Origin of the sequence: Pseudomonas sp. TWR2-1-1 (assembly GCF_049897045.1) — a bacterium.
In the GTDB taxonomy this organism is placed as follows: domain Bacteria; phylum Pseudomonadota; class Gammaproteobacteria; order Pseudomonadales; family Pseudomonadaceae; genus Aquipseudomonas; species Aquipseudomonas versuta.
In genome coordinates, this window is record NZ_JAFCVM010000008.1 from 1 (window position 1) to 23383 (window position 23383).

General features: G+C 59.2%; 23 protein-coding genes and 1 pseudogene. 17 read left to right on the forward strand and 7 right to left on the reverse strand.

The window, feature by feature from the left end:
- Positions 1-219 (forward strand): annotated as a pseudogene (locus ACP7BO_RS19025) (putrescine ABC transporter permease PotI); the annotation flags it as partial.
- A 123-nt stretch (positions 220-342) separates the two neighbouring features.
- Here the strand turns inward: ACP7BO_RS19025 and ACP7BO_RS19030 are convergent.
- Positions 343-723, reverse strand: a complete 381-nt coding sequence (locus tag ACP7BO_RS19030; protein WP_073510672.1) for a COG4315 family predicted lipoprotein — start codon at positions 721-723, stop codon at positions 343-345.
- Between the two features lie 151 nt (positions 724-874).
- Between ACP7BO_RS19030 and phoB the strand changes: the two genes are divergently transcribed.
- The 7 genes from phoB to epsC all read left to right on the forward strand — a co-directional run bounded on the left by phoB (position 875) and on the right by epsC (position 10368).
- Positions 875-1567 (forward strand): phosphate regulon transcriptional regulator PhoB, encoded by a 693-nt coding sequence (gene phoB / locus ACP7BO_RS19035; protein WP_060696505.1) that lies wholly within the window; start codon positions 875-877, stop codon positions 1565-1567.
- A gap of 99 nt (positions 1568-1666) precedes the next feature.
- Complete coding sequence (gene phoR / locus ACP7BO_RS19040) at positions 1667-2995, forward strand: phosphate regulon sensor histidine kinase PhoR (RefSeq protein WP_426212107.1); 1329 nt, start codon at positions 1667-1669, stop codon at positions 2993-2995.
- Positions 2996-3118: 123 nt separating this feature from the next.
- The gene (locus ACP7BO_RS19045; RefSeq protein ID WP_426212109.1) at positions 3119-4459 is read left to right on the forward strand and encodes a hemolysin family protein; all 1341 of its coding nucleotides are present in this window, start codon (positions 3119-3121) and stop codon (positions 4457-4459) included.
- A 199-nt stretch (positions 4460-4658) separates the two neighbouring features.
- Complete coding sequence (locus ACP7BO_RS19050) at positions 4659-5966, forward strand: CitMHS family transporter (RefSeq protein ID WP_426212111.1); 1308 nt, start codon at positions 4659-4661, stop codon at positions 5964-5966.
- Between the two features lie 248 nt (positions 5967-6214).
- A complete protein-coding gene (locus tag ACP7BO_RS19055; protein WP_397455420.1) occupies positions 6215-7873 on the forward strand; it encodes a Na/Pi cotransporter family protein in 1659 nt (552 codons plus the stop codon).
- Positions 7874-7963: 90 nt separating this feature from the next.
- Positions 7964-9346: a M16 family metallopeptidase gene (locus ACP7BO_RS19060; RefSeq protein ID WP_397455419.1), complete on the forward strand. Its 1383-nt coding sequence runs from the start codon at positions 7964-7966 to the stop codon at positions 9344-9346.
- Between the two features lie 95 nt (positions 9347-9441).
- Positions 9442-10368, forward strand: a complete 927-nt coding sequence (gene epsC, locus ACP7BO_RS19065) for a serine O-acetyltransferase EpsC (RefSeq protein ID WP_397455418.1) — start codon at positions 9442-9444, stop codon at positions 10366-10368.
- A gap of 449 nt (positions 10369-10817) precedes the next feature.
- Here the strand turns inward: epsC and trpA are convergent, their stop codons facing one another.
- Positions 10818-11627 (reverse strand): tryptophan synthase subunit alpha, encoded by an 810-nt coding sequence (trpA, locus tag ACP7BO_RS19070; RefSeq protein ID WP_060696498.1) that lies wholly within the window; start codon positions 11625-11627, stop codon positions 10818-10820.
- Positions 11627-12847 (reverse strand): tryptophan synthase subunit beta, encoded by a 1221-nt coding sequence (trpB, locus tag ACP7BO_RS19075; protein ID WP_426212114.1) that lies wholly within the window; start codon positions 12845-12847, stop codon positions 11627-11629. Before trpB ends, trpA begins: the two co-directional genes overlap by 1 nt.
- A 113-nt stretch (positions 12848-12960) precedes the next feature.
- Here trpB and ACP7BO_RS19080 point away from each other — a divergent pair, with 113 nt between their 5' ends.
- On the forward strand, positions 12961-13860 hold the full coding sequence (locus ACP7BO_RS19080) for a LysR family transcriptional regulator (RefSeq protein WP_397455416.1): 900 nt from the start codon (positions 12961-12963) through the stop codon (positions 13858-13860).
- Here ACP7BO_RS19080 and ACP7BO_RS19085 read toward each other — a convergent pair.
- Positions 13857-14183: a DUF883 family protein gene (locus tag ACP7BO_RS19085; RefSeq protein WP_003437585.1), complete on the reverse strand. Its 327-nt coding sequence runs from the start codon at positions 14181-14183 to the stop codon at positions 13857-13859. The genes ACP7BO_RS19080 and ACP7BO_RS19085 overlap by 4 nt on opposite strands.
- Before the next feature lie 154 nt (positions 14184-14337).
- Between ACP7BO_RS19085 and ACP7BO_RS19090 the strand changes: the two genes are divergently transcribed.
- Together ACP7BO_RS19090 and ACP7BO_RS19095 are read left to right on the forward strand one after the other, a co-directional pair.
- A complete protein-coding gene (locus ACP7BO_RS19090; RefSeq protein ID WP_060696495.1) occupies positions 14338-14553 on the forward strand; it encodes a dodecin in 216 nt (71 codons plus the stop codon).
- A gap of 118 nt (positions 14554-14671) precedes the next feature.
- Positions 14672-14896, forward strand: a complete 225-nt coding sequence (locus ACP7BO_RS19095) for a DUF1161 domain-containing protein (protein WP_060696494.1) — start codon at positions 14672-14674, stop codon at positions 14894-14896.
- A gap of 81 nt (positions 14897-14977) precedes the next feature.
- Here the strand turns inward: ACP7BO_RS19095 and ACP7BO_RS19100 are convergent, their stop codons facing one another.
- On the reverse strand, positions 14978-15982 hold the full coding sequence (locus ACP7BO_RS19100) for an LLM class flavin-dependent oxidoreductase (RefSeq protein ID WP_060696493.1): 1005 nt from the start codon (positions 15980-15982) through the stop codon (positions 14978-14980).
- A 218-nt stretch (positions 15983-16200) separates the two neighbouring features.
- Here ACP7BO_RS19100 and ACP7BO_RS19105 point away from each other — a divergent pair, with 218 nt between their 5' ends.
- Together ACP7BO_RS19105 and ACP7BO_RS19110 are read left to right on the forward strand one after the other, a co-directional pair.
- Positions 16201-16632, forward strand: a complete 432-nt coding sequence (locus ACP7BO_RS19105; protein ID WP_060696492.1) for an OsmC family protein — start codon at positions 16201-16203, stop codon at positions 16630-16632.
- Positions 16633-16805: 173 nt separating this feature from the next.
- Positions 16806-17039: a DUF1161 domain-containing protein gene (locus tag ACP7BO_RS19110; RefSeq protein ID WP_060696491.1), complete on the forward strand. Its 234-nt coding sequence runs from the start codon at positions 16806-16808 to the stop codon at positions 17037-17039.
- A gap of 2 nt (positions 17040-17041) precedes the next feature.
- Here ACP7BO_RS19110 and ACP7BO_RS19115 read toward each other — a convergent pair whose 3' ends face one another.
- Positions 17042-17458, reverse strand: coding sequence for a hypothetical protein (locus tag ACP7BO_RS19115; protein ID WP_060696490.1), 417 nt, complete (start codon positions 17456-17458; stop codon positions 17042-17044).
- Positions 17459-17600: 142 nt separating this feature from the next.
- Here ACP7BO_RS19115 and ACP7BO_RS19120 point away from each other — a divergent pair, with 142 nt between their 5' ends.
- Complete coding sequence (locus ACP7BO_RS19120; RefSeq protein WP_426212120.1) at positions 17601-18758, forward strand: aminopeptidase; 1158 nt, start codon at positions 17601-17603, stop codon at positions 18756-18758.
- Here the strand turns inward: ACP7BO_RS19120 and ACP7BO_RS19125 are convergent.
- Entirely contained in the window at positions 18647-19276 is a 630-nt protein-coding gene (locus ACP7BO_RS19125) for a tyrosine-protein phosphatase (RefSeq protein WP_397455413.1), read from the reverse strand. The genes ACP7BO_RS19120 and ACP7BO_RS19125 overlap by 112 nt on opposite strands.
- Before the next feature lie 299 nt (positions 19277-19575).
- On the opposite strand from ACP7BO_RS19125, the gene ACP7BO_RS19130 reads away from it, so the two are divergent.
- From ACP7BO_RS19130 to ACP7BO_RS19140, 3 genes are read left to right on the forward strand one after another with little or no spacing between them, the layout of a single operon-like run.
- Positions 19576-20313: a gluconate 2-dehydrogenase subunit 3 family protein gene (locus tag ACP7BO_RS19130; RefSeq protein WP_426212123.1), complete on the forward strand. Its 738-nt coding sequence runs from the start codon at positions 19576-19578 to the stop codon at positions 20311-20313.
- A gap of 2 nt (positions 20314-20315) precedes the next feature.
- The gene (locus tag ACP7BO_RS19135) at positions 20316-22100 is read left to right on the forward strand and encodes a GMC family oxidoreductase (RefSeq protein ID WP_060696487.1); all 1785 of its coding nucleotides are present in this window, start codon (positions 20316-20318) and stop codon (positions 22098-22100) included.
- 12 nt (positions 22101-22112) lie between these two features.
- The gene (locus ACP7BO_RS19140; protein WP_397455410.1) at positions 22113-23363 is read left to right on the forward strand and encodes a c-type cytochrome; all 1251 of its coding nucleotides are present in this window, start codon (positions 22113-22115) and stop codon (positions 23361-23363) included.
- Positions 23364-23383 lie beyond the last annotated feature (20 nt).

The window sequence follows — 23383 nt, forward strand, 5'->3', positions numbered from 1 at the left end:
GTGTTCTCGGCGGTACGTCTGGGGGTCAAACCCGAGATCAACGCCGTGGCCAGCCTGATTCTGCTGGCGGTGTCGCTGGTGACCTTCCTGGTGTGGTTCTTCAGCCGCCGTGCCGAAGAACATCGCAAAAAGGCCATCCAGCAAGCCATCGACGAAGCCTCGGCCGAGTCCTGGAAACAGCCTGATGTACGCCGTCCGAAAACGCCTACTGCGGCATAAGACAGCACCATAAAAAACCTCGCCTCCTGCAAAGGAAGCGAGGTTTTTTTATGGCTGAAAACACCCTGTAGGAGCGAGCTTGCTCGCGAGCAAGCTCGTTCCTACAGGGGGGCGGTATGCCGGTCAGGGCTTGGCTACTTTCCATGCGCCGTCCATTTTGCCGTCGCCCGTAGCGTCTCCGGCTTTCTTGTCCATGACAAAGGTGTACAGCGGCTTGCCGTCATAGGCCCATTGCTGGGTGCCGTCATCACGTTTGATCATGGTCCACTTGCCCATATTGTTATGGTTGCCCTCGACCATCAGTGGCGGCCAGTTGGCTGCGCATTTGTCGTTGCACATCGATTTGCCGCCCGCATCCTTGGCGAAGGTGTAGAGCGTCATGCCTTTGTGGTCGACCAACATGCCATCTTTGGCCATCGCCGGGTCTGCGGCGAATGCCAGCCCGGGGAGGGCCAATGCAGCAGCGACCACTAAAGCTTTCAGGGAAAAAGAGCTGCGAATCATCGGAATCGTCCTTTTGTGGTTGTACGATTTGAACTCAAAGCTTAGTTCAGTAACCTGCATCCCGTGGTCCACACTCAAGGCTGTCACACGACTGCAATAATTCCGTTATCTAATGCGCCACAAGACAGTTAAATGACACGAGGAGCACGGCATGGTTGGCAGGAGCATTTTGATCGTTGATGACGAGGCACCGATCCGCGAAATGATCGCGGTAGCCTTGGAAATGGCAGGCTACGACTGCCTTGAAGCCGATAATGCCCAGGACGCTCATGCCATCATCGTTGACCGCAAACCGGACCTGATCCTGCTCGACTGGATGCTGCCCGGCGGTACTTCCGGCATTGAACTGGCCCGCCGTCTCAAGCGCGAAGAACTGACCGGCGACATCCCGATCATCATGCTTACGGCCAAAGGCGAAGAGGACAACAAAATCCAGGGCCTGGAAGTCGGCGCTGACGATTACATCACCAAGCCATTTTCACCCCGTGAACTGGTGGCCCGCCTTAAAGCCGTACTGCGCCGTGCCGGTCCTGCCGACAGTGAGTCACCGATTGAAATTGGCGGCTTGCTGCTCGACCCCATCAGCCACCGCGTAACCATCGACGGCACCCCGGCAGAAATGGGCCCTACCGAATACCGCCTGTTGCAGTTCTTCATGACCCATCAGGAACGTGCCTACACCCGCGGCCAATTGCTCGATCAGGTGTGGGGCGGCAACGTGTATGTGGAAGAGCGCACCGTGGACGTTCACATTCGCCGGCTGCGCAAAGCCCTCGGCGAGGCTTACGAAAATCTGGTACAAACCGTGCGCGGCACCGGCTACCGGTTTTCGACCAAAGCTTAAAAACAGCAGCACGTTCTCACCTGCAACCTGAAGGTCCGGAGCTGTCTGGCTCCTGGCTTGACGCTTGTAACTTGAGGCTTGCAGCTCACAACTGGACTTGTGATCTTGAATCAAAATTGGCATGGCACTCTGATTCGTCATTTGCTGCTTCTGGTCACCGGCTGCCTGCTGGTCGGGCTGATCAGTGGTTATTACGGCTGGAGCATGGCAATCGGCCTGGCGTTCTATCTGGGCTGGACCCTCAAGCAGTTGCTGCGTCTGCACGAATGGTTGCGCCAGCACAAACCCGAAGAGGCACCACCGGACGGCTATGGCTTGTGGGGCGATGTGTTTGACAGCATTTACCACCTGCAACGTCGCGACCAACGGGCACGCGGGCGCCTGCAGGCAGTTATCGATCGCGTGCAAGAGTCTACAGCGGCCCTCAAGGACGCTGTGATCATGCTCGACAGCGAAGGTAACCTGGAGTGGTGGAACCGCGCCGCAGAGACGTTGCTGGGCCTTAAAACGCCTCAGGACGGCGGCCAGCCGGTCAGCAACCTGGTGCGCCACCCGCGCTTCAAGGAATATTTCGAGCAGGGCAACTACGCCGAGCCGCTGGATATCCCCTCGCCGATCAACGATCACCTGCGCATCCAGCTCTACATCACCCGCTATGGCAACAATGAACATCTGATGCTGGTGCGCGATGTCACCCGGCTGCACCAGCTCGAACAAATGCGCAAAGACTTTATCGCCAACGTCTCCCATGAACTGCGCACCCCGTTAACGGTGATCTGCGGCTACCTGGAAACCTTGCTCGATAATGTCGATGAGGTGAACCCGCGCTGGAAGCGTCCGCTTTCGCAAATGCAGCAACAGGGCGAGCGCATGCAGACCTTGCTCAATGACCTGCTGTTGCTGGCCAAGCTGGAAGCCACGGATTACCCCTCGGACAACCAGCCGGTGGCCATCGATACCCTGCTGCGCTCGATCAAGGGCGATGCCCAGGCGTTGTCCGGGCAACGCAACCAGACCATCAGCCTGGAGATCGAGGCCGATACGGCGCTCAAGGGCAGCGAAGCCGAGCTGCGCAGCGCGTTTTCCAATCTGATATTCAACGCCGTCAAATACACCCCCGATGGCGGCAGTGTGCGGATCCGCTGGTGGGCCGACGCTGCGGGCGCGCACCTTAGCGTGCAGGACTCGGGCGTGGGCATCGACAACAAACACCTGCCGCGCCTGACCGAACGCTTCTACCGCGTGGACTCCAGCCGCAACGCCAGCACCGGCGGCACCGGTCTGGGGCTGGCCATCGTCAAGCATGTACTGCTACGCCATCGCGCACGCCTGGAAATCAGCAGCGTGCTGGGCCATGGCAGTACTTTCACCTGCCATTTCGCCCCGGCACAAGTGACAAAACCCGGCCTGTCTACAATGACCGACTAGCCGCCATGGCCTTTACCCACTAGGCAAGGGCCTTCTCAGCCGCTACATTGCTCGGCGTCAGCCTGCCTGTCAGGCGCGAACTTCTCCCATTTTTTGAAACAACGGAACCATTAAAACTCCATCATGGACCCTTCCCCTGGCTTGACCCTCGCCACACTCTTCGCCGACTTCGGCATGATTCTTTTTGCACTGATCCTGGTTTTGCTCAACGGCTTCTTCGTTGCGGCGGAATTTGCCATGGTCAAACTGCGCTCGACCCGGGTCGAGGCCATCGCAGACGTGAACGGCTGGCGCGGACAAATCCTGCGCACCGTCCACAACCAGCTCGACGCTTACCTTTCGGCCTGCCAGCTGGGTATCACCCTGGCGTCGCTGGGGCTGGGCTGGGTCGGCGAACCGGCGTTCGCCCACATCCTGGAGCCGGTACTGGGCGCCATGGGCGTCGAATCGCCCGAAGTGATCAAGGGCGTGTCGTTCTTTACCGCCTTCTTCATCATTTCCTACCTGCACATTGTGGTCGGCGAACTGGCTCCAAAATCGTGGGCTATACGAAAACCCGAAGCGCTGTCGCTGTGGACGGCCGTGCCGCTGTACCTGTTTTACTGGGCCATGTACCCGGCGATCTACCTGCTCAACGCCAGCGCCAATGCCATTTTGCGGATTGCCGGCCAAGGTGAACCCGGCGCTCATCACGATCACGCCTACAGCCGTGAAGAACTCAAGCTGATCCTGCACTCCAGCCGCGGTCAGGACCCCAGCGACCAGGGCATGCGTGTACTGGCTTCGGCTGTCGAGATGGGCGAGCTGGAGGTGGTCGACTGGGCCAACTCGCGCGAAGACCTGGTGACACTGGACTCCAAGGCCCCGCTGAAGGAGATCCTGGCGCTGTTCCGTCGCCACAAATTCAGCCGCTACCCGGTCTACGACGCCGAGAGCAATACGTTCCTGGGCCTGCTGCATATCAAGGACCTGCTGCTGGAACTGGCCGACCTTGAGCACTTGCCCGAAACCTTCAACCTGGAAGAACTGACCCGGCCGCTGGAGCGTGTATCGCGCCACATGCCGCTGTCGCAGCTGCTGGAGCGGTTCCGCAAGGGCGGCGCGCACTTTGCCCTGGTGGAAGAAGCGGACGGCAAGGTGGTGGGCTACCTGACCATGGAAGACGTGCTGGAAGTGCTGGTTGGCGATATCCAGGACGAACACCGCAAGGCCGAGCGCGGCATTCTGTCGTACCAGCCCGGCAAACTGCTGGTGCGCGGCGACACGCCACTGTTCAAGATCGAGCGCCTGCTGGGTGTTGACCTTGACCACATCGAAGCCGAGACCATCGCCGGCCTGATCTACGACACCCTCAAGCGGGTGCCGGAAGAAGAAGAGAAGCTGGAAGTTGAAGGCCTGCGCATCATCATCAAAAAGATGAAAGGCCCAAAAATCGTCCTGGCCAAAGTCCTCAAGCTGGATTGATACCTGCAACACCTCTCCCTGTAGGAGCGAGCTCGCTCCTACAGGATTAGGTCCCCGCCCCAGAATATTCCCCCGGCGACAGCTGGCTGAAAGAATTCCCCTCTAGCATCCCGTCACCCCCGGCAATAGACCGGCCGGCCTGACCAGCCCCCCAATGGCTGTCAGCGCCCACTAAACAACAATAACAACGGTGACTTTTATGCTGACCTTCCTTGGCTTTGCCATGGTCATTACATTCATGTACCTGATCATGACCAAGCGCCTGTCTGCGCTGATTGCCCTGATCCTGGTACCCATCCTGTTCGCTGTATTTGGCGGCTTTGCACCGAAGATCGGCCCAATGATGCTCGAAGGCATCACCAAACTCGCCCCCACTGGGGTGATGCTGATGTTTGCCATCCTCTACTTTGCCCTGATGATCGACTCCGGGCTGTTTGACCCGGCCGTACGCAAGATCCTCAAGCTGGTCAAAGGCGACCCGCTGAAGATCTCTGTAGGTACCGCGGTGCTGGCCCTGGTGGTCTCCCTGGATGGCGACGGCGCAACCACCTACATGATTTGCGTTGCCGCCATGCTGCCGCTCTACAAGCGTATTGGCATGAGCCCGCGGATCATGGCCGGCCTGATCATTCTGGCCGGTGGCGTGATGAACATGACCCCCTGGGGCGGCCCCACTGCCCGTGCCGCCAGCGCCTTGCATGTCGACCCTTCGGACATCTTCGTACCCATGATCCCGGCGATGCTGGCAGGCTGCGCAGCCATCCTGGCGATTGCCTGGCTCTATGGCCTGCGTGAGCGGGCACGCCTGGGCGAGTTGCACCTGCAAGGCGACGAAATTGATCACAGCGAAATCAGCGTTTCGCAGTTCCCGGACGCCCGCCGGCCAAAACTGATCTGGTTCAACGGTGCATTGACCCTGCTGTTGATGGTCGCCCTGATCGGCGGATTGCTGCCTTTGCCAGTGCTGTTCATGGTCGCGTTCAGCATCGCGATGATCGTCAACTACCCATGCCTGCAACAGCAAAAGGATCGCGTCGCGGCCCATGCCGGCAGCGTACTGGCGGTGGTCGGGCTGATTTTTGCCGCGGGTATTTTCACCGGCATCCTGTCGGGCACCGGCATGGTCGATGCCATGTCCAAAAGCCTGCTGGCCGTCATCCCGCCGGCACTCGGGCCTTATCTGGCAGTGATTACTGCACTGGTGAGCATGCCGTTCACCTTCTTCATGTCCAACGATGCTTTCTACTACGGCGTCTTGCCGGTGCTGGCCGAAGCCGCCAGCCACTACGGGATTACGGCCGCCGAAATGGCCCGCGCCTCGATCGTTGGCCAGCCGGTTCACTTGCTCAGCCCGCTGGTGCCCTCCACCTACCTGCTGGTAGCACTGGCCGGGATCGAATTCGGTGACCACCAGCGCTTCACCCTCAAATGGGCGGTGCTGGTATGCCTGTGCATCATGCTGGCGGCACTGCTGCTGGGCACATTCCCGCTGTACAGCAGCCTCTGACCTTGGGCGAACTGGCTTGCCAGCGATAGATTCAGCCCGGTTTATCCACAAGACCGAGGTGATGCCATCGCTGGCAAACCGGCTCCCACAGGTGCCTGGACTGAGCAAATGTTGCAGAAATGTTTCAAGACCTCGCGAGCTATGCGATGCTGGCGCTCAGCTCAATTGCCGACTACAGCTTAAGAAACGTCTGTAGGAATGGTCCGCAGCTATTTGATCCTTCGGTACATCCTTTACAGGGAGCCAGCATGCTGACCCTGCTTAATCTGCTTTCCGCCGTGACCTTGCTGATTTGGGGCACGCATATCGTGCGAACCGGCATCTTGCGGGTTTATGGCACAAACCTGCGTCATGTCATCGGGCAAAACGTGTCCAAGCGCATGCTGGCCTTTGTCGCCGGTATTGTGGTCACGGCCATGGTGCAGAGTAGTAACGCCACCGCAATGCTGGTCACTTCATTTGTCGGCCAGGGGTTGATGACGCTCACGCCTGCACTGGCAACCATGCTCGGCGCCGATGTCGGTACGGCCTTGATGGCACGGGTGCTGACCTTCGACCTGTCATGGCTCTCGCCGCTGCTGATTTTTCTGGGTGTGATCTTCTTTCTTTCGCGCAAGCAAACCCGTGCCGGACAACTGGGCCGCGTCGGGATTGGCCTGGGCCTGATTATTCTGGCCCTGCAACTGATCGTCGAAGCCGCCGGCCCCATCACCCATGCCCAAGGCGTAAAGGTGATTTTTGCCTCGCTGACCGGCGACCTGCTGCTCGATGCCCTGGTGGGTGCGCTGTTCGCGATGGTGTCCTACTCCAGCCTGGCCGCCGTGCTGCTGACCGCTACCCTGGCCGGTGCCGGGGTTATCAGTCTGCACGTCGCCATTGGCCTGGTGATCGGCGCCAATATCGGCAGCGGCGTGCTGGCGCTCATCAGTACCAACATGCAGAACACCGCCGGGCGTCAGGTAGCGCTGGGCAGCCTGCTGTACAAGCTGATCGGCTTGCTGCTGATCATGCCCGTGCTGGATCCGCTCGTGGCCTGGATGGACAGCCTCAACTACAGCGCACAGGAATTGGTCATCGGTTTTCACTTGCTCTACAACACCGTGCGCTGCTTCTTGATGTTGCCGACCGTAGGCCTGATGGCGCGGCTTTGCGCCTGGCTACTGCCTGAACGCGAGCAAGCCAGCGGCGTGATCAAGCCGCGCCATCTCGATCCCGCTGCGCTCGACACACCGAGCCTGGCACTGACCAACGCCGTGCGCGAAACCCTGCGTATTGGCGACCTGATCGACACCATGCTGGTCAACATGCTCGACGTATTACGCGGCAAGCAGACAGCCGTTACCCAAGAGATGCGCACCCTGAGCGATGAGGTCGAAGTGCTGTACAGCGCGGTAAAACTCTACCTGGCACAAATGCCACGCGAAGACTTGAGCGAGCAGGACAGTCGCCGCTGGGCAGAAATCATCGAGCTGGCCATCAACCTCAAACTCGCCAGCGACCTGATCGAACGCATGCTGCGTAAAGTCCAGCTGCAGAAGACCTCCCAGCGCCGCTCGTTTTCAGAGATGGGCCTGGAAGAACTGGTGGGCCTGCAAACCCAGCTGATCGAAAACCTGCGTCTGGGGCTGACTGTGTTCCTCAATGGCGACCCGCAAAGTGCACGGCAACTGCTTCGCGAAAAACGTCGCTTCCGCGCCCAGGAACGGCGCCTGGCCCACGCCCACGTGAACCGTCTGCAACGCAAAATCACCCAAAGCATCGAAACCAGTTCAGTGCATCTGGAGCTGATCGCAGATATGAAACGCCTCAACTCACTGTTTTGCGGCAGCGCCTATGCGGTGCTGGAAACAGCCGATATCGGTGCGCTGCAACTGAATGACGCGGACGACACCAACCATTCGCCTTGAACGTTGCGCGCTGGGCTGTTGTCAGTCTTTAAGCAGCAACTAACCTGCACCGACTGCTTCACCACCCCAACAAGGATTCAGGGATTTTTTATGCGTTGCCTGCTGCTCATCTTTCTGCTGCTGGGCGCTGCCCCAAGCTTTGCCCTCGATCGTTACAGCGTGGAGGGCTACCAGTTGCCCAACGGCCTGCAACTGATCCTCAAACCCGGTACCGAACGCGGACATGTGGCCATCAGGTTAGTGGTGGGCGTGGGCCTGGACGACTTCAGCTGCGCCGATCAACAACTGCCGCACCTGCTGGAGCACTTGTTGTTCAGCGGCGTCGACGACACCGGTGAAGGCGGCCTGGAGCAGCGCATGCAAGCGCTGGGGGGCGAATGGAACGCCTTCACCAGCCATGCCGACACCACATTCGTGATCGAAGCCCCGGCCAAAAACCAGCGCAAGGTTCTCGATCTGCTGTTGAGCCTGCTGACCCAGACGCAACTCACCGAGCAGCGTATCAACGTGGCCAAACAAGTGGTCGAGCGCGAAGACGGCGGCCACTACTCGCACTTGCAGCGCTGGCTGGACCGTCAGGACCTGGGGCACAGCGCCAGCAATCAACTGGCGGTTGAGCTGGGCCTCAAATGCACCGAACGCGCGCAAGTAGAGAACCTGACGCGCCAGCAACTCGAAACCGTGCGCCAGAACTGGTACGCCCCCAACAACATGACACTGATCATCGTCGGCGATCTTGACCGCCTGCTCCCGGCCTATCTGGAGCGCACCTACGGCTCACTGAAACCGGTAGAGCCTAGTGAACACAAGCCTCTGGCGGCGATTGAGGCCAGGGCTGAGCCCGAACGCGAACTGCTGCGCGGTGTGGTCGGCGACACGGTGCAACTGCACTGGCTGTTGCCGGAGCCGGTCATCGAAGACCAAAGCGATGAGACCTGGGATTTGCTCAGGGACTATCTGGAGTGGGCGCTGTACAGCGAGCTGCGGCTCAAGCACGGCTTGTCTTACGGGCCGTGGGCAGAGCGCGAAGTGTTCGGCGGCGTAGGCTTTTTAAGCCTCAACGCCGATCTGGAACGCAACGATGTACCGCAAGCACGCCAGGTTGTAGAGCAACTGAAGGCCCGGCTGCTCAAAGAAGGACTGGACCCGCAGGTCTTCGCTCGACTCAAGAATGCAGCAATTGCCCGTCAGGCATGGGCCGTCCAGGGCAACAGTGCACTGGCCGATTATTACTGGGCTTCGCTGGGCGACTACGACAACGGTCACTTTGCCGACCCGGCCAAACGGCTCCAGGCCATCAGCCTCAAACAGGCCAATGCAGCCATGCGTGAGCTGTTTGCCGAACCGGGGTATGTGCGTATCGAAAAACCACTGTTCAGCTACAACAGCTTGAGCCTAGTGATCCTTGGCGCACTGGCATTGCTGATCATCATCGGGGTGGGCTGGCGCGCCTGGCGTCATCGTCGGCGTTAAGCCGCAATTGTCCGTATCCGAAACGCTTTGATACCGTAAAATCATTGCCAATTCGCGGCTGCTCAATTCAGCCGCCAGCGTGCGGAGTATTCATCGTGAGTGATCGTTCCAATCCTTGGCAATTGCAAACCATCGTCTGCCAGCTAAGAACGGCACGAAACCAGTGGCGCACGCAAAACGGGCGCGTCAGTGGTGAACAGGGAGGCCGCGAGCTACCGTCGCGTGCCGCGATGGCCGATATTCTTGAAGCCCTGTGCGGTGCTTTGTTTCCGATGCGTCTGGGACCGGTGGACCTGCGCGAAGAAAGTGAAGACTTCTACGTCGGCCACACGCTGGATGTGGCGCTCAACGCGCTGTTGACTCAGGCCCGGCTGGAACTGCGTTACGCAGCGCGCCAGGGCGGCCTGCCCGATGAGGATGTGGATGCAAGCGCAACGCTGCTGATTCAGGACTTTGCCCTGGCCCTGCCCGAGCTGCGCAGCATTCTGGACACTGACGTTCTGGCCGCTTACCACGGCGACCCGGCAGCGCGCAGTGTGGATGAAGTGCTGCTGTGCTACCCGGGGATTCTGGCGGTGATTCATCACCGGCTGGCCCATCACCTGTACCGCGCTGGCTTGCCCTTGCTGGCACGGATCAGCGCAGAAATTGCCCACTCTTCCACCGGCATCGACATTCACCCGGGCGCGCAGATTGGCCGCAGCTTCTTTATCGATCACGGAACAGGCGTTGTAATCGGAGAAACCGCGATCATCGGCGAACGTGTGAGGATTTATCAGGCGGTGACCCTGGGTGCCAAGCGTTTCCCGGCAGACGAATCAGGCCAGCTGCAAAAAGGCCATCCACGTCATCCAATCGTTGAAGATGACGTAGTGATCTATGCGGGCGCGACGATTTTGGGGCGTATCACCATTGGCCAGGGCTCAACCATTGGCGGCAATGTGTGGCTGACCCGCAGCGTACCGGCAGGCAGCAACCTGACCCAGGCCAACCTGCTGCACGATGACGGCACACAGAAGTAAAACCTGAGGGGCCCACCTCGGACATCACCAACACCGAACACTCTGCATCGCTGGCAAGCCAGCTCCCACAGGAACTACAAACAACACCGCACACTCTGTAGGAGCGAGCTTGCCTCGCGAAGGCAACCGCTGGAGCGCATCGCTGGCAAGCCAGCTCCCACAGGGTCTACAAGCAACACCCCACACTCTGTAGGAGCGAGCTTGCTCGCGATGGCAACCGCTGGATCGCATCGCTGGCAAGCCAGTTCCCACAGGATCTACAAGCAACACCGCGCGCTCTGTAGGAGCGAGCTTGCCTCGCGATGGCAACCGCTGGAGCGCATCGCTGGCAAGCCAGTTCCCACAGGGTCTGCAAGCAACATCGCACACTCTGTAGGAGCGAGCTTGCTCGCGAGCTTTCAAGGCTCGCGAGCAATCGAGCGTCGACCGGCTGCTTCTGCAAGGGCGGGTTAATGACGTGCCTTGCGCACACCTTCGGCCAGTGCCGCGCACAGACTCAACACGCCATCGACCGCTTGTTCCGGGGTTGCGGCGTTTTCGATTTTGTCGATCAGGGCCGAGCCCACCACCACACCATCGGCCAAGCGGGCAATTGCTGCCGCTTGCTCCGGGGTGCGAATACCGAAGCCCACGCTGATCGGCAAATCGGTATGCCGACGCAGACGCTCAATCGCCTCGCGCACCTGTTCGGTGGTTGCCGAACCGGCACCGGTCACGCCCGCCACGGACACGTAGTACACAAAGCCCGAGCTGCCGGTCAGCACTTTAGGCAGGCGCACATCGTCGGTGGTCGGGGTGGTCAGACGGATAAAGTCCAGGCCTGCAGCCTGTGCCGGGTCGCACAATTCAGAATTGTGCTCGGGTGGCATGTCGACCACGATCAGGCCGTCGACGCCCGCCGCTTTGGCTTCGGCGATAAACCGCGGTACGCCGTAGTGGTGAATCGGGTTGAAGTAACCCATCAGCACCAGCGGGGTGTCACTGTTGCCTTCACGGAATTCGCGAACCATTTGCAGGGTATTCGCCAGATTCTGCCTGGCCGCCAACGCACGGATATTGGCCAGTTGAATCGCCGGACCATCCGCCATCGGGTCAGTGAACGGCATGCCCAGCTCGATCACATCAGCGCCCGCAGCAGGCAAGCCTTTGAGGATCGCCAGCGAGGTGTCGTAATCCGGATCGCCGGCAGTGACGAAGGTCACCAGGGCAGCGCGGTTTTGTTCCTTGAGTTCAGCAAAACGCGTTTGCAGGCGGCTCATCAGTGTTTCTCCTGCTGGGACTGTTCCATGTGGTGCATCACGGTTTGCATATCTTTGTCGCCCCGCCCGGACAGGTTGACCACCATCAGGTGATTGGCGGGCAGGGTTGGCGCACGCTTGAACACTTCGGCCAGCGCGTGGGCGCTTTCCAGTGCCGGAATAATGCCTTCAAGACGGCAGCACTTATGGAACGCATCGAGGGCTTCTTCGTCAGTCACCGAGGTGTATTCGACGCGGCCGATATCATGCAACCACGCGTGCTCAGGGCCGATACCCGGGTAGTCCAGGCCGGCGGAAATCGAATGTGCGTCGATGATCTGGCCATCGTCATCCTGCAGCAGGAAGGTACGGTTGCCGTGCAGCACGCCCGGCTCGCCGCCGTTGAGGCTGGCTGCGTGCTTGCCGGTTTCGATGCCGTAACCCGCCGCTTCAACGCCGATGATTTCGACGCTTGTGTCATCCAGAAACGGATGGAACAGGCCCATCGCGTTGGAACCACCGCCAATGCACGCCACCAGGCTGTCGGGCAGACGACCTTCCTGATCCAGCATCTGGTCACGGGTTTCCTTGCCGATCACGGCCTGGAAGTCGCGCACCATGGCCGGATACGGATGCGGCCCCGCCACGGTACCGATCAGATAGAAGGTGTCATCGACGTTCGTCACCCAGTCGCGCAACGCTTCGTTCATCGCGTCCTTGAGGGTGCCGGTGCCTGCCACGACCGGGATCACTTCAGCACCCAGCAACTTCATGCGGAACACGTTGGCCTGCTGGCGCTCGATGTCAGTGGTGCCCATGTAGATCACGCACTGCAAGCCAAAGCGGGCTGCCACGGTGGCTGTGGCCACGCCGTGCATGCCGGCGCCGGTCTCGGCGATGATGCGTTTTTTGCCCATGCGCCGCGCCAGCAGGATCTGGCCAATGCAGTTGTTGATCTTGTGCGCGCCGGTGTGGTTCAGCTCTTCGCGCTTGAGGTAGATTTTGGCGCCGCCACAGAACTCGGTCAGACGCTCGGCGTAGTACAGCGGGCTTGGACGACCAACGTAATCGCGCTGGAAATAGGCCAGCTCTTTAATGAATTCAGGATCGGTCTTGGCCAGCTCATACTCGCGGTCCAGATCAAGGATCAGCGGCATCAGGGTTTCGGCTACGTAGCGGCCGCCGAATGAGCCGAAAAGGCCATTGGCATCAGGGCCGGTACGCAAAGTGGATTGGGTCATGGGACGCTCCAGATAAAAAGGTACGAAGGTCGATGGACCTGACTTTAACCGCGACAGCCCAGGATGAAAACCGATAAGATCGCCACAACCTGTCAGGAAAACTCACAGATACCATGAGCCGAGACCTCCCGCCCCTGAACGCCTTGCGCGCATTCGAAGCCACAGCCCGGCTGAGCAGCGTTAGCCTGGCCGCCGAACAACTGAACGTCACCCACGGTGCCGTCAGTCGGCAATTGAAAGTGCTCGAAGAACACCTGGGCATCAGCCTGTTCGTCAAGGAAGGCCGTGGTTTGAAGCTCACGGATGCCGGGCTGCGCCTGCGTGAAGCCAGCAGCGAAGCCTTCGACCGCCTGCGTAATGTGTGCACTGAACTCACGCAAAGCCATATCGACGCGCCGTTTGTACTTGGCTGCTCAGGCAGTTTGCTGGCGCGCTGGTTTATCCCTCGTCTGGGCCGCCTCAATGCCGACCTGCCGGATCTGCGCCTGCACTTGTCGGCCGGCGAAGGCGATCTTGACCCGCGCCGCCCGGGGCTGGATGCCCTGCTGCTGTTTGCCGAGCCACCCTGGCCCGCCGACATGCAGGTGTATGAACTGGCCAGCGAACGGATCGGACCGGTGATCAGCCCGCGTTACGCCCGTTATGAGCAGCTGCGTCAGGCACCCGTCAGCGCCCTGCTGGACGAAGCGTTGTTGCACACCACTTCAAGACCACAGGCATGGCCGAGCTGGGCGCAGCAAAACGCAATCCAGGCAAACGATTTGAAATACGGGCAAGGGTTTGAGCACTTGTACTATTTGCTCGAAGCCGCCGTAGCAGGCCTTGGGGTGGCGATTGCCCCCGAGCCGTTAGTGGCAGAAGACTTGCGGGCCGGACGCCTGGCTGCACCTTGGGGTTTCAAACAAACCCCGGCGCAGCTGGCGTTGTGGTTGCCCAAGCGCGCCGCAGACGGACGCGCCCGGCAACTGGCGCAATGGCTCAAGGCTGAGCTTGCGCGCAGCGCGGATAATTAGTTACCGCGCTTGCACATCAGGAAGGCGGCCAACAGGCCCAGGGCGCCGATAGCAACGCCTGCGGTGGCATAAGGATGCTCTTGTGCATACTCGCGGGTGGCCACTGCGGTTTCGCGGGTTTTGTCTTTAACTTCTTCGTAAGCATCGCTGATCAGATGACGCGAGTGTTTCAGCGCGTTCTCGGCGTTGCCTTTGAGGGCACTCAAGGTTTTTTTGGATTCGTCAGAGGCGTCGTGCTTCAGGCTTTCCAGAGACTTGAGCAGGCTCTCGATCTCAGCTTCCATGCTTTGCAATGAGGCTTTACGTAGGGAATTGCTAGCCATTAGGGCTCTCCTGCATTGATGAGTGAGGTACGTGTTAACTCCGACTCCGGGGTGCACCAAAAGTGCAGTCGGTCTGAACTTTTCCTTTCAAGTTGCCTACAAAGTATTCAGCACAATCGCTGCTAGGCTTTGATCTACGACAAAGGAGAACGTTATGTCTGACCATCACACCTACAAGAAAATTGAACTGGTGGGCTCGTCCCCGAGCAGCATAGAAGACGCCATCAGTAATGCACTGGCAGAGGCCAACAAAAGCATCAAACACATAGAATGGTTCGAGGTGATCGAGACCCGGGGGCACGTCAAGGACGGCAAGGTGGGGCACTATCAGGTCACCCTCAAGGTCGGCTTCCGGATTGCCAGCAGCTGAGTTGCATCAGCCTTTAGAGTCAGCTGACTGGCCGTTTGCCATAAAGTCCGCTACACCGTCTGGGTGCAACGCAGTAGATGCGCTGCACCCTTTTAGTTTCGACCGGGGAATGTGACCGATGAAAAAGATTTTATTGGCTATAGGTTTGCTGAGCATTGCAGGAACAGCGTTCGCAGCTGGCAAACCTTGTGAAGAGCTGAAAAGCGAAATCGCCGCGAAGATTGAGGCCAATGGCGCTCAGCATTACTCGCTCAAAGTAGTGGAAAAAGGCGCGTCGGCGGACGGAAAAGTAGTGGGTTCCTGCGAAGCGGGCACCAAAGATATCGTCTACAAGCGCGGTTAAACCTGCGCGTACAAAAAAGCCGACCCTGGGGTCGGCTTTTTTGTGGGGCTAAAAGCTTGCGAGCAAGCTTGCTCCTGCGGGTCAGTCTTGTTTCATCACCTGCGCCAGCAGTTCATAGGAGCGAATGCGGTCCGCATGCTCATACAGATCACAGGTGAAGATCAGTTCATCCGCCCCGGTTTGCTCCACCAGCACTTCGAGCTTGGCGCGAATTTTCTGCGGGCTGCCAACCATTGCCAGGCCCAGGAAGCTCATCACCGCTTCTTTTTCGTGGGGCAGCCACAGGCCATCCATCGAGTCCACCGGTGCACGCTGCACCAGACTTTGCCCGCGCATCAACGCCAGAATCCGCTGCAGCACTGAAGTGGACAGGTACTCCGCCTGCTCGTCGGTATCGGCCGCCACCAGTGGCACGCCCAGCATCACATAGGGTTTATCGAGGGTCGCTGACGGCTTGAAGTGATTGCGGTAGACACGAATCGCTTCGTGCATCATCCGCGGTGCGAAATGTGAAGCGAAGGCGTAAGGCAAGCCGCGCTCACCCGCCAATTGCGCGCTGAACAGGCTGGAACCGAGCAGCCACACCGGGACATTAGTCCCGGTGCCCGGCATCGCGATCACCCGCTGATCCGGCGTGCGCGGGCCCAGATAGCGCATAAGCTCGGCCACATCTTCAGGGAAATCATCCGCGCTGCCGGAGCGTTCGCGACGCAGTGCGCGGGCGGTCATCTGGTCGGAGCCCGGCGCACGGCCCAGGCCCAGATCGATCCGGCCCGGATACAGGCTTTCAAGGGTGCCGAACTGTTCAGCGATGACCAGGGGCGCATGGTTGGGCAACATCACACCGCCAGAACCCACGCGTATGGTCGAGGTGCCACCGGCCAGGTAGCCAATCAACACAGAGGTCGCCGAGCTGGCGATACCGTCCATATTGTGGTGCTCGGCCACCCAGAAACGGTTGTAGCCAAACTTTTCTACGTGCCGTGCCAGATCCAGTGAGTTGTGCAACGACTGGGCCGCGCTGCCATTTTCACGCACAGGCACCAGGTCGAGGGTCGAGAATTTAACATCGGACAATCGTGTCATGAGCCGGCTTCTCCTAAATGGACGCAGGCCATGACGCTCGCCAAAAACCTGCCAGTGCTCTTAGCAATATGGGCATATACCCGAGTTTCAATGGCAAGCCATGAATTGAGCGACTAAAAAAGACGATTGGTCAGTCAGGATGAACTTTGTGAACCCCACCGCCCTCACACCTCCAGTCAAGGCGTGAAATTTTTCACGCCGTTCTTCAGGAGGCACGCATGACTATTAAAAAAACGGCATCGGCGCATTGGGAAGGCGATGTCAAAACCGGCATCGGCTCCATCTCCACTGAAACCGGGGTGCTGAACAAAGCCCCGTATGGCTTCAAGGCCCGTTTCGAAGGCGGCAAGGGTACCAACCCTGAAGAACTGATTGGCGCGGCCCATGCCGGTTGCTTCTCCATGGCCCTGTCCATGATTCTTGGCGAGGCGGGACTAAAGCCGGACAGCATCGACACCCAGGCCGAAGTCTCACTCGACAAGGTCGAGGGCGGCTACGGGATCACCGCCGTGCATCTGACACTCAAGGCCAAGGTGCCGGGGGCGAGCCAGGCACAATTTGAGGAAGCGACCAAAAAGGCCAAAGAAGGTTGCCCGGTGTCCAAAGTGCTGAATGCAAAAATCACCCTCGATGCCACCCTGGTGAGCTAAACCGACGGGGTAATGACACTCGTACGCCCCGGTCGCCATGACCGGGGCTGCGTAGACCTGAACAGTAGGAAGATGGCTGCCACAGATCAGTCAGGCAAGGCGTGAAATGTGATCGTATGATCGTTCGTCGCGTCAGACCATGACTTTGCGTTCTGTCCCAAGGGAGTCTCATCATGAAACGTTTTGCTCTAGCTGTTATCTGCTGCGCCATGGCCACTTCGGCACTGGCCGCGCCAAAACCGTGCGAAGAACTGAAAGCCGAAATCGAAGCCAAGATTCAGGCCAACAATGTGTCGTCCTACACGCTTGAAATCGTGACCAACGAAGAAGTTCACGACCAGAACATGGTGGTGGGGACGTGCGAAAACGGCAGCAAAAAGATCATCTATCAAAAGAACGATGCCTGACCTCAAGGCAGGCAGTTAACCAGCCTCTCCTCTGTCAGCACCTTGCCCTCGGCGTTGTATAGCCGGGCGTAAGCGTTGAAACCCAAGGAGCGCGCTTGCAGCCGGTAACGCTGGCCGGGCTGGAAATTGTCGTAATTGAGGGTGATGTAGCACAAGCGCTCCTGCGGGTCGCTGAACATGCCCATGCCGCCGACAAATACCTCGAAATCAAACCTCACCATCAGTTCATGACTGCCTGGCGTTACTTGAAAGTAGCGGCCGTCGTTCAGGCGCTGATTATCCAGACGCTCGGCCATCACCAGCTTGCCGGTTTGTGTTTCCAGGTCGACCCACGCCTTGGTGGGGTCTGCGGCTGGCAATGGCGTGCTGGCACAGGCACACAGCAGACAGGCGATGGGCAATAACAAATACGTGCGCATGGCGATTTCCACCTGTGATCAAAGTATGAGCATAGCCTGAAGACAGGCTACCCCCGTGAAGGAGCAGCCGGTCGACGCTCGATTGCTCGCTCCTGCAGGGGCTAGCGATTAGTCTTGCGCCATTCCCCCACTGGACCGTCCCATGTCGCCGCTCACTCGCTGCCTCTTCGCCATTGTCCTGGTGCCCCTGCTCAATGGCTGCTCCAGTGCCGCTTATTACTCGCAACTGGCTGACGGCCAGTGGCAAATATTAAAAGCCCGCACACCGGTAGCCACGGTAATTGCCGATCCGCAACAACCGCCGGCATTGCGTGAACACCTGGCAAAAGCCCAGGCCGCGAGAACCTTCGCCAGCCAGCACTTGCACCTGCCGGACAACCAAAGCTATCGCCTCTACGTCGATCTGAAACGGCCCTACGTGGTGTGGAATGTGTTTGCCACTGCAGAATTTTCCCTGAGCCCCGTCACCCATTGCTTCCCGATTGCCGGGTGCGTGGCCTACAGGGGTTACTACTCGCAAGGGGCCGCACGCGGCGAGGCGGCCCTGCAGCGCCAGCAAGGCAAAGACGTGTTTATCAGTGGCGTCGAAGCCTATTCAACCCTTGGATGGTTTGATGATCCGATCCTCAACAGCATGCTTAATTGGGGGGATGAGCGACTGGCCACCCTGATTTTTCATGAGCTGGCCCATCAGCGGTTTTACGTACAGGACGACACCGAGTTCAATGAGTCTTTCGCCAGCTTTGTCGAACAGCAAGGTACTCGCCAATGGCGCATGCACCAGGGCTTGCCGCCCTCCAGCAGCGCGGGGCTGGAGCAACGCGATCAATTCATAGCGCTGGTGCTCGACACCCGGCAACGTCTGCAACAGCTGTATGCCCAGCCTTTGCCTGCGCCTGAAATGCGCCAGCGTAAAACAGCCGAGTTTGAACGACTGCGCAGGGAATACCGTCAGTTACGCGACCGGCAATGGGCCGGCAATAACCGTTATGACCCGTGGGTAAATTCGCCGATGAATAACGCCAAGCTGCTGCCATTTGGTCTGTACGACCAATGGGTGCCCGCCTTTACCGCCCTGTTCAAACAATCGGGAGGTGATTGGCAGGTGTTTTATGCCGAGGTAGAAAAACTGGGGAAATTGCCACTGCCACAACGCCGGGCGGCCTTGCAGCAGTGGGCGACCAAGGCTCAGGCGGATTTCAACCAGCCCATCACCACGCATGAGGCGAACGGGCTGGTGCTGCAGGCGCCACTGCTCAAGGCGGCACGCAGTTTCGGGATGTCAGCCTTCATCAAGTAGGCCGCGCCATCCTTGTGGTGTGAGCTTTCACCAAAGCCGCCCTGGGTCATTTCCTTCAGGGCGTCTTCTTTGCTCCAGCCCTCAACTACAACCCGGTACATCGCAGACATCAAGCCCGTGCGATCCGAGCCGTGTTTGCAGTGCATCAACACCGGACCCCGGGCTTGTGCCGACTGAATGGCGCGCAAGGCCGTCAGCACATCGGCGTCATCCACATGATTAGTGCGATAGGGCAACTGCACTTGCACGACGCCGGGGGTCTTGAGCCAAGTGTCATCGGGCTCATTCAAAAAATTGATCACGGTACCGATCTTCAGCTTGTCCAGCAAAGCCTGGGCTTCGCTATCGGGCAATGCACTGCGATAGAGCGTCGCAGACATTTGATACAGGTTGTACTGCGCCGCGATGGGCTGTGCCCACTGAGCCGGACGGGCCGCTTCGTCGGCCTGCGCTTGAGGCAGCGCAAATGCCGCCATTAACGTCAGACACAGAGCAGGGAGAAACCGGGCTTTGGGCATGTCAGTTCGACCACTTCAACAGGAATTAAGAGGATGTAGCGTTAGATTGGGTCAAGCCCGATCAAAACTCCGTGAGCCTGTTGTCAAAATTTCGTTAAGACACCAAAGCGCTTTGCCACTGCGGGTGCGGCAAAATTACGCATGAAACGATTCACCCTGCCTCCCAGCCTGTTAGAATTTGTAACTAATAGTTGCCTGCGTGTTCTGTTTACGGATCGATTCCAGTCCAAACCGCCGCCAAAACGACAAGCTGCCATCGAGTAGCTGAAACCCGTGATTGCCCGATGAGGTGCTCCCCCATGTCTGATCAAGACAACCCGCGGCGTGAGTTTTTACGCAAAACCCTGACCCTGATTCCAGTGGTGACCGTCGCCAGCACCGGCCTTGGTGGTTCTGTGCTGATGGCCACGCCTGCCGCCGCCGCGCCTGAACCAGCGGCGCGCCCTGCAACTGCTGCCAGCGCCTATGAGCCGACTTACTTCACCGCTGAAGAGTGGGCGTTTGTGAACGCCGCTGTGTCGCGCCTGATCCCGGCTGACGAACAAGGCCCTGGCGCCCTGGAAGCTGGCGTACCGGAATATATCGATCGCCAGATGAATACCCCGTATGCCAGCGGCGCACTGTGGTTCATGCAAGGTCCGTTCAATGCAGACGCAGCCCCGGAAATGGGCTGGCAGAGCAAGCTGGTACCCAAACAGATTTATCGCCTGGGTATTGCTGCAACGGAGGAGCTCTGCAAAAAGGCCTATAACTCAACATTTGCTGGACTAGACAGCGCTACCCGAGACAATGTGCTCATGCAGCTGGAAGCCGGAACACCGGAATTCGAGAGCGTCCCGGCCAAGATGTTTTTCAGCTTCTTGCTGCAAAACACCAAGGAAGGCTTCTTCTGCGACCCGATCCACGGTGGCAACAAAGGCATGGTCGGCTGGACCATGATCGGCTTCCCCGGCGCCCGCGCTGATTTCATGGACTGGGTGGAACGCAACGAGCCTTACCCCTTCCCGGCAGTATCCATCCGCGGCGAGAGGGCTTGAGCATGTCGACCGTTATGAAAAAAGTTGATGCAGTTATCGTCGGTTTCGGCTGGACCGGCGCGATCATGGCCAAAGAGCTGACAGAAGCTGGACTGAATGTTGTGGCCCTTGAACGCGGCCCAATGCAGGACACCTATCCGGACGGCAACTATCCACAGGTGATCGACGAACTCACCTACAGCGTGCGCAAGAAGCTCTTTCAGGATGTCTCGAAAGAAACCGTCACCATCCGCCACAGCGTGAATGACGTAGCCCTGCCCAACCGCCAGCTGGGCGCGTTCCTGCCCGGCAACGGCGTGGGCGGCGCAGGCTTGCACTGGTCGGGTGTTCACTTCCGGGTAGACCCTATCGAACTGCGGATGCGCAGCCACTATGAAGAGCGCTACGGCAAAAACTTCATCCCCAAAGACATGACCATCCAGGACTTTGGCGTCAGCTACGAAGAGCTGGAACCGTTCTTCGACTACGCGGAAAAAGTGTTCGGCACCTCGGGCCAGGCCTGGACCGTCAAAGGTCAGCTGGTCGGTAAAGGCAACGGCGGCAACCCTTATGCGCCCGATCGCTCAGACCATTTCCCGTTGGTCTCGCAAAAGAACACCGTTTCCGCACAGCTGTTTCAGAAAGCGGCCAATGAGGTGGGTTACAAACCCTACAACCTGCCGTCAGCCAACACCTCCGGGCCTTACACCAACCCTTATGGCGCACAGATGGGGCCCTGCAACTTCTGCGGGTTTTGCAGCGGTTACGTGTGCTACATGTACTCCAAAGCCTCGCCCAACGTGAACATTCTGCCGGCGCTCAAACCGCTGCCCAACTTTGAACTGCGCCCCAACGCGCACGTGATCCGGGTCAATCTGGACAGCAGCAAAAGCAAAGCCACAGGCGTGACGTACATCGATGCGCTGGGTCGGGAAATAGAGCAACCGGCGGATCTGGTGATTCTCGGGGCGTTCCAGTTCCACAACGTGCGGTTGATGCTGCTCTCGGGCATTGGCAAGCCTTACGACCCGATCACCAACGAAGGCGTGGTCGGCCGTAACTTCGCCTACCAGAACATGGGCACCATCAAGGCCTACTTCGATAAAGACGTGCACACCAACAATTTCATCGGCGCGGGCGGCAACGGCGTGGCGATAGACGACTTCAACGCGGACAACTTCGACCACGGGCCCCATGGCTTCGTCGGCGGTTCGCCGATGTGGGTCAACCAGGCGGGCAGCCGGCCGATTGCCGGCACCTCCAACCCGCCCGGAACACCGGCATGGGGCAGCGCCTGGAAGCGCGCCACGGCGGATTACTACACCCACCAGGTGTCGATGGACTCACACGGCGCGCATCAGTCTTACCGTTGCAACTACCTCGACCTCGACCCGGTGTATCGCGATGCCTACGGCCAGCCGTTGCTGCGGATGACCTTCGACTGGCAGGAAAACGACATCAAGATGAACCGTTTCATGATGGAGAAAATGGGCAAGATCGCCGAAGCGATGAACCCCAAAGCCATCGCCGCCATCGGCAAAAAAGTCGGGGATCACTTCAATACCGCGTCCTATCAGACCACTCACCTGAACGGTGGCGCGATCATGGGCACCGATCCGAAAACCAGTGCCCTGAACCGCTACTTGCAGAGCTGGGACGTGCACAACGTATTTGTTCCCGGCGCCTCTGCTTTCCCTCAGGGTCTGGGCTACAACCCGACAGGGCTGGTGGCTGCGTTGACCTACTGGTCGGCCCGGGCGATACGCGAGCAGTACCTGAAAAACCCCGGCCCGCTGGTTCAGGCATAAGGAGCGATGAGCATGAAAGCAATTGTTATCGCGACCCTGGCCCTGCTGGGCAGCTTCTCGGCAGTGGCCGCGCAGGAAGATCAGCAGGCGCTGATCAAGCAGGGGGAATACCTGGCCCGTGCCGGTGACTGCGTGGCGTGCCACACGGCCAAAGATGGCAAGCCGTTTGCCGGTGGCCTGCCAATGGAAACCCCGATTGGCCTGATTTACTCGACCAATATCACGCCGGACAAAAGCGGAATCGGCGCCTACAGCTTTGACGATTTCGACAAGGCCGTACGCCATGGCATCGCCAAAAATGGCGACACGCTCTACCCGGCAATGCCTTATCCGTCCTACGCCCGCGTGACCGAAACCGACATGCAGGCGCTGTATGCCTACTTCATGAAGGGGGTAAAACCTGTCGCGCAAGAAAACAAGGCGGTCGACATTCCCTGGCCACTGAGCATGCGCTGGCCGCTGGCGATGTGGCGCTGGACGTTCGCACCTGCCGTTGCAGACTTCACCCCCGTTACCGGGCAAGACCCCGTAGTGAGCCGCGGCGCTTATCTGGTGGAAGGCCTTGGACATTGCGGCGCCTGCCACACACCACGGGCACTGACCATGCAGGAAAAAGCCCTGGGCGCGGGTGACAGCAGCGCGTTTCTATCGGGCAGCGCACCGCTGGAAGGCTGGATTGCGAAGAACCTGCGCGGTGATCACAAGGATGGCCTGGGCAGCTGGAACGAAGAGCAGCTGGTGCAGTTCCTGAAGACCGGCCGCAGTGACCGCAGCGCGGTATTTGGCGGCATGAGCGATGTGATTGTGCACAGCATGCAGTACATGTCCGAAGCCGACCTGACAGCCATTGCCCGCTACCTCAAATCGCTGCCGGCAGTCGACGCGACGGACACGCCGCATCAATACGATCCGGCCGTTGCCGATGCGTTGTGGAACGGTGACGACAGCAAACGCGGCGCGGCGGTATACATCGACAACTGCGCGGCCTGCCATCGCACTGACGGGCACGGTTACACCCGGGTATTCCCGGCATTGGCGGGCAACCCGGTACTGCTGTCGGACGACCCGACTTCACTGATTCATATCGTGCTCAAGGGTGGGACGCTTCCGGCAACCCACACTGCGCCATCGACCTTCACCATGCCTGCTTTTTACTGGCGGTTGTCGGATCAGGAAGTAGCCGACGTGGTCAATTTCATCCGCACCAGCTGGGGCAATAAAGGCGGGGATGTGAAGGCGACAGATGTGAAGGGACTGCGCTAGTAGACCCACATGGCACTGTA